A 10,198-nucleotide genomic window follows, 5' to 3' on the forward strand; every position below is an offset into this window, starting at 1 on the left:
CGGCGTCCTTCGCCCCACACGTCGGTGACGATGGCTTTCAGGCTGTCGTAGTGCATCTCCGGCTTGCGGCTGCGCGCCTTCGCCGGATCGGCAAGGAACAGTCCAAAGAGGTCGTCGATGGACTTGCCGCCCTCGGGCTGGCTGACCTTGGCCTCGACCTTGGTTCCGATCGTCGCGGCCATGCTCGTGGCCACGGGTCGAACATCTTGGTCCTCACTCGCCCGGAATGATTGTTCGCCCCCCCACGCGACGACCCGCGCGGCCCTGACGGCCTCGTGCCATCGTGAAGTGCCCAACGACTTCCAGACGTGTCCGCCCGACTGTGTGCTCCAAGGCTCTGGGCACTCTGAGCCGAAGATAGAAGACCCTTCCCCGCAGCATCAGCCCGGACGATTGGCGCCGGAAATTCGCGCCCGACCGTGAGGACGGTGGAAGGGACCGTTTGAGCGGCTTGTGAACCACACTGGTGCAGCACCCAAACGGGCAGGAATCCCCTGTGCTACAACGGCTTACGTCGCCCTCGGCGGCACGATTGTGAACCCGTTTGGTGCAGCACTTGTGTGCAGCCGCTTCCGGATCGCGGAGTTCCGCGACCGGCTTTGGCTTGATTTTGTTCGGTAATTCAGCGTCGCTGGGGGTCCAATCCAGAAGGATTGGTGGAGCCGAGGGGAGGCGTTTTTATCTACCCCCTAAGGTATGGAAATGCTTGCAAATCAGAGGGTTGATGGCCTAGCTGTCACCCATGAAGGACCAGAAACTGTCACCCATAGGACCCCCGGGGGCCTCTCCCGAAAAGGTCCGTTACCTCTGGCGGCGTCCGTCTACAGGGGCTTACTACGCCCGCGTTAGAGTGCCTCCGGGCCTTGGGCTGGGCGATCATCTGCAAGAGAGCCTCCGAACAAAGGATCAGAAAGAGGCGCTCCGCCGCCTGCCTCTCGTTGCGGCCAAGCTGCTAGCTGAGCGGGAGCGCCGCCAACGGGGTGAGGATGGGGGCCTTAAGCGGGACCTATCGACCCCCAAGGCGTGGGCTGAGTGGTGGCGCTCTGCTGTGATTGCGCGGGGTGCGGACCCCGACCGTGGCGCTGTGCCTGATGATCTGGACCTCCAGCTAGACGCTGAGGTTGAGCGCCGATTGGGTCCAGAAATTGGAGAGGAAGAGGAGGGGGGTGGGACGATCCGTCCGCGATACGATCCTGAGGGGGAGCGCGAGGCTAAGGAACTGATCGGCCTTGCGCGTGGCCTCAGGTTGCCCATCGGTGGAGAGCTTGAGCGATACTTGGCTGAGAGGCGGTTGAAGCCCCGATACGCAAGCCGAACAAACAGGGCGGTCAAGGCCTTGGGGACATGGAGCCGCGAGCGGGCCGGGGGCGACGATCTTCGCCGGATTGATCGCCGGGAGGCTGGCCTCTTCGTTGATCAACTGATCGCCACAGGGATTACCGCCGCGACCGCAAACAGCTTGGTGTCTTCGCTCTCAAGCTACTGGGATTGGATGGAAAGGCGCGGGATCGCGAAGAGCAACCCTTGGACCCGGCAGAACCGAAAGCCTCCTGAGATCGAAGCGGAGCGGAGCGTCAGGCCCTTCACCGATGAGGAAGCGGCGGCGCTTCTGTGCGGAGACGCAAACAGGACCCTTCACGACCTTATGCGGGTGGCGGCGCTATCGGGCATGCGCATCAACGAGATTGCAAACCTACGCGTCGGCGATGTGGAAGGGGAGGTGATGCAGATTCGAGCATCAAAGACTGCCGCAGGTGTGCGGCGCGTCCCGGTGCATCCCTCTCTTGTGACCGTGATCAACCGCCGGTCCGCCAGCAAGCCGCCAGAGGCCTTCCTCTTTGATGAGCTGAAAGCCCCCGCCAGCCGCCCCGCTGAGCGGTCCGCCAAGGCCTCAGAGCGCTTCACGGCTTACCGCCGTTCCCTTGGGATTGATGAGCGCGGAGACGGGCAAAGGAATAGCAGCGTGAACTTTCACAGCTGGAGACACTGGTTTATCACCCACGCACTGCACGCAGGGCAGCCAACAGAGATCGTCGCTGCGGTCGTCGGGCATCAAAGCGAGCGCAACGCGGTGACGCTGCGAACCTACAATAGCACGGGACCGGCGCTCGATCAGCTTCGGGCGGTGGTGTTGGCGGTGCGGCTACCTGAAGGCGTTCCCGAAGAGAGCCCGCCCGGCCCGTTGATGAATAGCGGGGCGAGGCGTCGGCGATCCTGAAGGCGGCGAATGGGGATGGTGGAGCCGGGGGGGTTCGAGCCCCCGCCTCGTCATTGACAGTTGACGCGCTCTGCCACTGAGCTACGGCCCCAGGGGGGGGATGCGTCCGCGAGCGCGCCCTAGGCACAGGCGCGAACAGCAAACATGAACTGACGCCGGGGCTGGGACCGGAGCCCCGCCAAGCGCCCCCTAGTGGGGACCCCGGCGGGGGCTCACAGGATCACCGTCGCGGCAGCGAAGAGGCCCGCCGAGTGACCTTTGGCCGATAGTTCCACGCGCGTGGCGGTGGAGCGTCTAGGGCTACGTTCGTCTCAATGATCGTCCCGTCAAACCCGACACTTCTGACGATCTCGGGGGACGCCTTCGGGGGAGCTGTGGGGGGAGCTGCGGGGGGAGCCTCAGGGGCCTCCGCAGGCGGCGCGAGAGCCGTCCGGAGGGTCCCCTCAGAGGCGTGGTGCGCCTCAACTGCCAAGGCTTGCCTTTGCGCAAGCTCGATGCGGTCCCGCCAACTAAGGTGGCGCTCTTCCACGGTCACCGCGCCGGGGCTGTGGGGGTTACCGCCTGAAGGTCCGGTGTGATGCGGCCTTCGCGGACGCTGCGGTCAATCTTATCCTTCAGCGCCCGCCGGTAGGAGAGGTCGATCTCAAATTGAGGGGCGCTCATGGCATCGGCGATCTGTTCGGGGGTATCGAAGAAACCCATGTTGACGCGAAGAGCTTCGACCATTTCAGGGAACGGTCCCCGGACCGTGTAACCGTTGGCGTTGGCGTCGGGATCGTAGACGTTGCGGGTATGGGTGAGTTGTGATGGGTCGATCCGCTCGCCCATCGGGGTCAGCGTTCCTGCCTGAAGCGAGCGGTTCAGCTTCTCAGCCACTTGGTCGCGGTATCGGGGGCTCTTGGCGTATTCAGGGGCCGCCATGGCGTCGAGGAATTCCTTCCGGTCATAGAAGATTTCCGGGGTGTCGTTGGTGTCCATAGTCATGTTCCTAACTTGTGCCGGGGTTGTCCGGCGGTGGGGTTGAATTCGCGGGGGGCTTTGCGGCCTCCCGCTTGGCCGCATATCGGGCGGCCGCCCTTGCTCTCCAGCGTTCCCGCCGGTGTCTCTCGGTGTCGCTTAGGTCATCTTCGGGGGACCGGGGGCGGCCCCCTTTGGCGGCGCTGGTGGGCTTGGTCGATTGAGGCGAAGGCTTCTGTCTTGGTGCCTTGCGGGGCCTCCCGCGTGGGCGCGGTAATGAGCCCCCGACCTCATCGTCCTCATCCCAATCGAGGCGGCTTAGGCGGCGGTTCCGGGCAACGATTGCGTCAAACTCGAGCCGCCAAAGCTCCATCCTCGCGAAGTCGTCAGGCAGGGAGGCGGCGTAGGCCAGAAGGGATGGGGACGCTTCGGCGAGGGCAGCGGCGAGCCTGATAGACACCTTGGAGGCGATCTCAGGTCCGTAGCGTTCGGCGATATTTGGGGGGATGGTCGCCAAGGGGGGGCCTCTTGCTATGGCGATGGGGAGGCGTCCCGCAGGTGAGCCTTTCCGGGGCCTCTGGTCTTTGCAGGACGCCCTGCGAGGGGTGGGCCTAGGGTTAGGTAGCGGGCGGGGGCTCGCGCCCGTCCTGCAAAGACGTTTCCGCCCGGAGCTTGCGCGGTTGGCCGTCATAGAAGCCCGCATCCCCCCGCACGGCCACGGCAGCGAGCGCGCGGGCTTCCAAGCGGCGGGACGTGCGGCCTCCTGCCGGGAAACCACAGAGGCGGGCGGGCTTGCGCGAGACGATGGGGATTCCGTCCTGCGTCAGGGTATCGCCCTCTTCGACTAGGCGAACCGTCATTCCCGGTCCGGTGCGGTAGACCCATCGAGCGCCGCCCCAAGGGAAGCCGTCTAGCCAGTGATCGATCGCTTGCACGTAGGTGCGTTCAGAGACGCCGATCAGGTCTGCCTTGGCTTGCCGCATGCGTTCCGCGTGGGATCGCCTGTGAGAGGCCTCAGGGGGCCTCTGGACGGGCGAGGAGGGGTCTTGGTCAGCGAGGATGGCGGGAGATAGGCTGGGGCCGCTGCGAAGGCCCTTGGAGGTCCCCAGGGCGCGGGTCACCACGGTCGCCGATCCGTTTGAGGGTTGCGCTTCCAGAAGCGCTCCTCGCGAGCCCTCCAAGCGCGGTGCGCTTGCCATGCGGCGTTGATCTGGTCCCGCGTCTCGCCTGTCGGCGAGAATTTCTCCCCCGCCTGCGGTTGAATGCGGAGGTTGGCCGAGCGGAGATCGAAGCTGTTGCCGTTTCGGTAGATCACCCGGCGTCCTTGGGGCGCGTCTAGGATTACCCGGGCGGCGATCTGGACCTTCTTGGTGGGGATCTTCAGGAAGGCGACGTAGTGCTGATTGGCTCCGTTTCCGATGGTGTAGAGGAACCTGGCTCCTGCCTCTCGGAGTCGCTGGAGTCCCTCAGGATCAACGATGGCGTTGTTTCCGGTCCCGGCTTGGCCGCTGAGGGGTATCAGGTAGGCGTCTTCCCCGGCGATGGTCGTCGGGTCACCCGTCAGGGCATGGTCTTTGGTGTTGGTGTCGGTCATGTGGGCTCGCGTGTAGAGGCCCCGCCGGGCGACCCGGCAGGTGACGTTGGGGGGTGTTGGGGGGCTGGGGCTAGGCCCGGCAAAACATGGCAAACAGGCAGGCCAGCCCCCGGGCGCATGCGCATATGCTCGCCCCCCGGGTTGGCGGGCGGGCGCTGGCGGGTGGGCTGGCAGGTGGGCGATCTAGCGTTGGCGTGACTTCGTCACCGCCTTCAGCTTGGTGAGTCGCCCTGAAGATGTCCCAATGGTCCCTGAAGAGACCCCAAGGGAGTTCCCTCAGTAGACTAGTATGAGGGTATATCTAGTAGGGGAGTCCTGTAGGAGAACCTAAGGGAGCCCTGTAGGTATACCCCCGGTTTCTTCTCCAATGGTGCTGACTAATTGGGACGGTCTATCCCAACCGCCGGTTGGGGGGTCTCCTTCGGGCCCATTTTGATCCCTGAAGAGACCATAAGGGGGTTCCCTCAGTAGACTGGTATGAGGGTATATCCAGTAGGGGAGTCCTGTAGGTATACCCCCGTTTTCTTCTCCTAGGCTGCTGACTAATTGGGACGGTCTATCCCAACCGCCGGTTTGGGGCTCCGCGATGGGAGCCGCTTTGGTCCCCTCAGGAGGTCTTTGGGTCGTCCCTCTTGGGGCCTTGGGGGGCGTCTTCCCGCAGGATGCCATTTCCGGGGCCTCTGGTCTTTCTAGGACGGCGTCGAGGGGGTTTCAGCCCCTTGGGTAGCGGGAGCCCCTTCCCGCCCGTCCTGCTAAGACGCTGGGGTCCGCACGGCGTTCCGCTTCTCAACCCGCTGGATGGCTGAACGACTGACGCCATACTCCTTCGCCAGAGCCCCCAAGGACACCCCGTTGGCTCTCCGCTGGATAATCGAGCGCTGGTCCGTGGGGCTGAGTGTGGAGGGTCTGCCGAGTGACGCCCCCTGTGCCTTTGCCCGCCGCAGGCCTGCATGCGTCCGCTCAATGAGGAGGTCGCGTTCAAACTCTGCTACCGCGCTGATAACCTGCATCGTCATCTTTCCCGCCGGGCTTGTGAGATCAACGCCCCCAAGCGCTAGGCAATGAACGCGAACGCCCATCCCTGACAGGGCCTCAATGGTCGCCCGCACGTCCATTGCGTTGCGCCCAAGGCGGTCTAGCTTGGTGACAATGAGAACGTCCCCCGCCTCTAGGCGGTTGAGCAGCTGGGCGAAGCCCCTCCGCTCTGAAGTCGCCACAGAGCCTGAGACTGTCTCAGCGACCACACGTCTAGGGTCTACTGTGAAGCCTGCGGCCTCTATCTCCCGGACCTGATTGTCTGTCGTTTGGTCTGTGGTGCTGACGCGGCAGTAAGCGAATGTGCGAGCCATTGGGCATCCCCTTGCGTATCGAAATAGTGGCTCGCTATCTCTCCTGTATCGGAATAGCCGTCAAGCTATTTTCCGATACTAGATAATGGGCTGTATCGAAAACGACCGTCATCGATACACAGGGCATGCGTGACGACACCCGTAGGGGATCGGGCTTGGAGATTGCCGGGCATCAGAGGGGCGCTCGTATGTGGCGGGGGAGTCCCCCGGCGGCAGCCTCAGGGCGACCCTGCGGGTTGCTGATACGGAGCCCCCTACGGGGGGGATGGCCGCGAGCCCATGCACGTATGGGGCTTCGGGCGAGTGACCCTAAAAGTGACCGGGTCAGCCGCCTCCAAACAACTGCACCGCTAGGGATGCTAGGACACCTGAGGCAGAACCTTCGGCAATGGTGCGGAGGGATTGTAGGACTTCCCTCAGGATTACCGGGCTAGGCTGCTGCTTTCTCAATTGCGGGCGGATTGTATCTATCTCTGCGCGTATCGCGCTCTTATCCTCAGCGCTGATCTCGGTGTCAGCGTCTAGCGCCCGCTCAAATTCCTCTAAAGCCTTCTGGATCGACCTGATGTCGATATTCGCCGCGCCATGTTGTTGCGCGCCGTCGCCTGCTAGTTGCATGTTCCCAATCACCGCCCCGCTTCCTACGTGGACCGTGTTGCTAGTCATGGATGACTCGGGGATATAGAAACCATGCTCATAGGAATCAAATATTCCCTCCATTTGCTCAATCAAATCCTGATGCAACTTCTGAAACGGCCCACTAACATCGCCGCCTCTTGGATAGATTCTCGGTATCACAGTTGTCAAAAGATTGTCGATATAGACAATCATCAATTCCCGAGTTGCCGAAATTAAACTTTCTGAGCTATTTGGAAGAATATTCAAAGCTCGCTTGCACTTCAGAAGTGCCACACCCATAGACTGTGTGAGATTTTCCTTTGCAATAATTTCACCCTGCAAGCGCATTCCGCTTCCACCGAACTGACCAGCCCCGGTAAATTGAAGGGTCATTTCCGAGCATGCCCTTCCGGCTTCATTCAGCTTTCTTTCCAAGTCTCGTTCAAGATCGCGCCTATAGGCATCCAATGTCGGCTGTTTGATCATCCAGCGGGGCTCCCTGCGGCGGGGCCTAGCGAGGCCCCGCGCAAAGGATACTATGGGCTAGGGTGAACTGCCAGAAGACGTTCTTTTTTCGTTCTTCCCCATCCACAACAAAGAGCTGTCACCCATATGGGCGAAATTCTGTCACCCATGCGCCGCGATCGGCATCATCTAAGTCTATGAAATTCCTTGGATTTTTCCGCCACCAAAACGGGTGGTGGAGCCGAGGGGAGTCGAACCCCTGACCTCATCATTGCGAACGATGCGCTCTACCAACTGAGCTACGGCCCCAAGGAAGGCGCGGAATAAGCGGTTTTGGGGGCGGGCTGTCAAGACGGCCCTTCGCGTCGGCTTGCCCGGGCGCGGCGGGCGGCTTATGTGGCGGGCATGGGCTTCATACACTTCATCCTGCACAACCTGCTCGAGATCATGATCTGGGCGATCATCATCGGGGCGATCATGTCCTGGCTGACCGCCTTCAATGTGATCAACCTGCGCAACCCTGTCGTGGGCCGCATCCAGCAGGTGCTGGAGGCGGTCACCGCCCCGGTGCTCGCGCCCCTGCAGCGCTTCATCCCGCCCATCGCCGGTCTGGACATCACGCCGATCTTCGCCCTGCTGATCCTGCAGGGCGTCCAGCGCTATCTCCTGCCCTACCTCTTCGGCGCCCTCTGAGCCCGGACGCCTGACGCCCCCGCCTTCCCAGCCGACGCCTTTCGCGGTATCCGCCGCCCCGTCCCGGGAGCCCCTGCGTGATCCTCACCCTGTCCTGTCCCGACCGGCCCGGCATTGTGGCCCGCGTCTCCACCCTGCTCTTCGAGCATGGCGCCAACATCGTCGACGCCCAGCAGTTCGATGACGGAGAGACCGGCCGCTTCTTCATGCGCGTGGTCTTCACCCCCGGTCCCGGCGGGGCGGCGGCGGTGCGGCCGGGGCTGGAGGCCCTGGCGGCGGACCTCGCCATGGACTGGACCCTGCGCGATCCCAAGGCCCGGCGGCGGGTGATGATCCTGGCCTCCCAGACCGATCACTGCCTGGCCGATCTGATCTGGCGCTGGCGGCAGGGCGAGCTGCCCATGGACATCTCGGCGGTGGTCTCCAACCATCCGGAGGCGAGCTTTCCGCACACGGACCTGAAGGGGATCGCCTTCCACCACCTGCCGGTGAGCCCCGAGACCAAGGCCGACCAGGAGGCGCGCCTGCGCGACCTGATCGCCGCCACGGGGACCGACCTCGTCATCCTGGCGCGCTACATGCAGATCCTGTCCGAGGACATGGCCCTGCACCTGGCGGGGCGGTGCATCAACATCCACCACTCCTTCCTGCCCGGCTTCAAGGGCGCGCGGCCCTATCATCAGGCTCACGCCCGGGGGGTGAAGGTGATCGGCGCCACCGCCCACTTCGTCACCCCCGACCTCGACGAGGGCCCGATCATCGAGCAGGACGTGGAGCGCATCAGCCACCGCGACCAGCCGAAGGACCTAGTGCGCAAGGGCCGCGACATCGAGCGCCGGGTGCTGGCCCGGGCGGTGCGGTGGGTGCTGGAGGACCGGGTCCTCCTGAACGGCCGCAAGACGGTGGTGTTCACCGACTAGGCCCAGCTGACCCCCTCCGGCCCGGGGCCTTGCCCCGGTCCACCTCCCCCTCAAGAGGTGGAGGAATGGCTGAGCCAATTGCTCCCCTGCGGGGGAGCTCCGACCGAAGGTCGGTGAGGGGGTCAATCCCTGCCCCCGTTGACCCCCTCCGGCCCGCTTCGCGGTCCACCTCCCCCTCAAGAGGTGGAGGAATTCGGGGGCGTTCCCCGGGAGGCCCGATGAAGGGGTCTGCGGCGGCTCAGTTGATGTGGTAGGCGCGCTCGCCGTGGGCGCCGAGGTCCAGGCCTTCGTCGATGACCTCGTCGCTGGCCCGAAGGCCCGTCAGCTTCCGGACGATGGCGATCAGCACCAGGCTCGCGCCCGCCGACCAGGCGCAGACCACGACGACCCCGAGAGCCTGGCGCCAGGCCTGGCCGGCGAGTCCGACGCCCTCCGCATAGCCGGTCCCGCCCAGGAGGGGGTGGGCCAGCCCCGCCAGCATCAGGGTCCCCAGTATGCCGCCCACCCCGTGGACCGCGAAGACATCGAGGCTGTCATCGACCTTCAGCCGGGCCTTCACCAGGGTCACGGCCTCGAAGCAGAGATAGCTGCCCAGCGCCCCCAGGAAGAGACCCGCCAGGGGGCTGATGAAGCCCGAGGCCGGGGTCACGGTGGCCAGGCCGGCGACCACGCCGGTGACGAGGCCGACCAGGCTGGCCCGCCCGAACCGCCGGTGCTCGATCAGGGCCCAGACCAGCCCCGCCGAGGCCGCCGCCATGTGGGTGGCGGTCAGGGCCGCGCCGGCGTCGGCGCTGGCCGCCAGGGCGCTGCCGCCATTGAATCCGAACCAGCCCACCCACAGGAGGCCGGCGCCGGTCATGGTCATGCCCGGATTGTGCGGCGGCGACAGGTCCCGGGGCCAGCCGTCCCGGGGTCCGACCGCCCTCGCCAGGATGAGGGCGCTGACCCCCGCCGTGGCGTGGACCACCAGGCCCCCGGCATAGTCCTTGACCCCCAGGGTCGCCATCCAGCCGCCGCCCCAGATCCAGTGGCAGACGGGGGCGTAGACGAGGACCACCCAGCCCGCGCAGAAGGCCAGGAGGCCGGCGAACTTCACCCGCTCCACCACCGCGCCGATCATCAGGGCGGGGGTGATGATGGCGAAGGCCATCTGGAAGGCGAAGAAGACGATTTCGGGCGCCGTGCCGATGGCGTCGCCGCGGGACAGGTTCATCAGTCCGACCCGCCCGAGGTCGCCGATGAAGGGAGCGGTCCCGGAGAAGGCCAGGGAATAGCCAAGCGCCAGCCAGACCACCGAGGCCAGGCAGGCCACCGCCGTGCACTGCATGAGGACGGACAGGACGTTCTTGGTGCGCACAAGGCCGCCGTAGAAGAGGGCCAGGCC

At 64.6% G+C, this 10,198-nt stretch carries 10 protein-coding genes and 2 tRNA genes; 3 read left to right on the plus strand and 9 right to left on the minus strand.

The window, feature by feature from the left end; translation table 11 throughout:
- Positions 1 to 182 (minus strand): hypothetical protein (locus IM632_RS02665; protein ID WP_296551983.1); only part of this gene is annotated, 182 nt, incomplete at its 3' end.
- 560 nt (positions 183 to 742) lie between these two features.
- On the opposite strand from IM632_RS02665, the gene IM632_RS02670 reads away from it, so the two are divergent.
- Entirely contained in the window at positions 743 to 2,218 is a 1,476-nt protein-coding gene (locus IM632_RS02670; RefSeq protein ID WP_296523205.1) for a tyrosine-type recombinase/integrase, read from the plus strand.
- A gap of 16 nt (positions 2,219 to 2,234) precedes the next feature.
- Here the strand turns inward: IM632_RS02670 and IM632_RS02675 are convergent.
- The 7 genes from IM632_RS02675 to IM632_RS02705 form a co-directional block, all read right to left on the minus strand.
- Positions 2,235 to 2,309: transfer RNA gene (locus tag IM632_RS02675), tRNA-Asp, on the minus strand.
- 440 nt (positions 2,310 to 2,749) lie between these two features.
- The gene (locus tag IM632_RS02680; RefSeq protein WP_296503070.1) at positions 2,750 to 3,196 is read right to left on the minus strand and encodes a hypothetical protein; all 447 of its coding nucleotides are present in this window, start codon (positions 3,194 to 3,196) and stop codon (positions 2,750 to 2,752) included.
- Between the two features lie 596 nt (positions 3,197 to 3,792).
- Positions 3,793 to 4,158, minus strand: a complete 366-nt coding sequence (locus IM632_RS02685; RefSeq protein ID WP_296503072.1) for a hypothetical protein — start codon at positions 4,156 to 4,158, stop codon at positions 3,793 to 3,795.
- 134 nt (positions 4,159 to 4,292) lie between these two features.
- A complete protein-coding gene (locus IM632_RS02690) occupies positions 4,293 to 4,769 on the minus strand; it encodes a hypothetical protein (RefSeq protein WP_296503075.1) in 477 nt (158 codons plus the stop codon).
- Between the two features lie 752 nt (positions 4,770 to 5,521).
- On the minus strand, positions 5,522 to 6,118 hold the full coding sequence (locus tag IM632_RS02695) for a recombinase family protein (protein ID WP_296523207.1): 597 nt from the start codon (positions 6,116 to 6,118) through the stop codon (positions 5,522 to 5,524).
- Positions 6,119 to 6,442: 324 nt separating this feature from the next.
- The gene (locus tag IM632_RS02700) at positions 6,443 to 7,222 is read right to left on the minus strand and encodes a hypothetical protein (RefSeq protein ID WP_296523209.1); all 780 of its coding nucleotides are present in this window, start codon (positions 7,220 to 7,222) and stop codon (positions 6,443 to 6,445) included.
- Between the two features lie 212 nt (positions 7,223 to 7,434).
- Positions 7,435 to 7,510: transfer RNA gene (locus tag IM632_RS02705), tRNA-Ala, on the minus strand.
- Between the two features lie 96 nt (positions 7,511 to 7,606).
- Here IM632_RS02705 and IM632_RS02710 point away from each other — a divergent pair.
- Together IM632_RS02710 and purU are read left to right on the plus strand one after the other, a co-directional pair.
- Positions 7,607 to 7,894, plus strand: coding sequence for a YggT family protein (locus IM632_RS02710; RefSeq protein WP_296523211.1), 288 nt, complete (start codon positions 7,607 to 7,609; stop codon positions 7,892 to 7,894).
- 77 nt (positions 7,895 to 7,971) lie between these two features.
- A complete protein-coding gene (gene purU, locus IM632_RS02715) occupies positions 7,972 to 8,814 on the plus strand; it encodes a formyltetrahydrofolate deformylase (protein ID WP_296497862.1) in 843 nt (280 codons plus the stop codon).
- 238 nt (positions 8,815 to 9,052) lie between these two features.
- Here the strand turns inward: purU and IM632_RS02720 are convergent.
- Positions 9,053 to 10,198: ammonium transporter (locus IM632_RS02720; RefSeq protein WP_296551984.1), on the minus strand; the 1,146-nt coding region annotated here is incomplete at its 5' end.

The organism is Phenylobacterium sp. (assembly GCF_020402505.1).
GTDB lineage: Bacteria > Pseudomonadota > Alphaproteobacteria > Caulobacterales > Caulobacteraceae > Phenylobacterium.

Bases quoted from the DNA above. Each gene is read 5' to 3' on its own strand.
- IM632_RS02670 (WP_296523205.1), top strand. From the start codon at position 743: ATGAAGGACCAGAAACTGTCACCCATAGGACCCCCGGGGGCCTCTCCC.
- IM632_RS02680 (WP_296503070.1), bottom strand. From the start codon at position 3,196: ATGGACACCAACGACACCCCGGAAATCTTCTATGACCGGAAGGAATTC.
- IM632_RS02685 (WP_296503072.1), bottom strand. From the start codon at position 4,158: ATGCGGCAAGCCAAGGCAGACCTGATCGGCGTCTCTGAACGCACCTAC.
- IM632_RS02690 (WP_296503075.1), bottom strand. From the start codon at position 4,769: ATGACCGACACCAACACCAAAGACCATGCCCTGACGGGTGACCCGACG.
- IM632_RS02695 (WP_296523207.1), bottom strand. From the start codon at position 6,118: ATGGCTCGCACATTCGCTTACTGCCGCGTCAGCACCACAGACCAAACG.
- IM632_RS02700 (WP_296523209.1), bottom strand. From the start codon at position 7,222: ATGATCAAACAGCCGACATTGGATGCCTATAGGCGCGATCTTGAACGA.
- IM632_RS02710 (WP_296523211.1), top strand. From the start codon at position 7,607: ATGGGCTTCATACACTTCATCCTGCACAACCTGCTCGAGATCATGATC.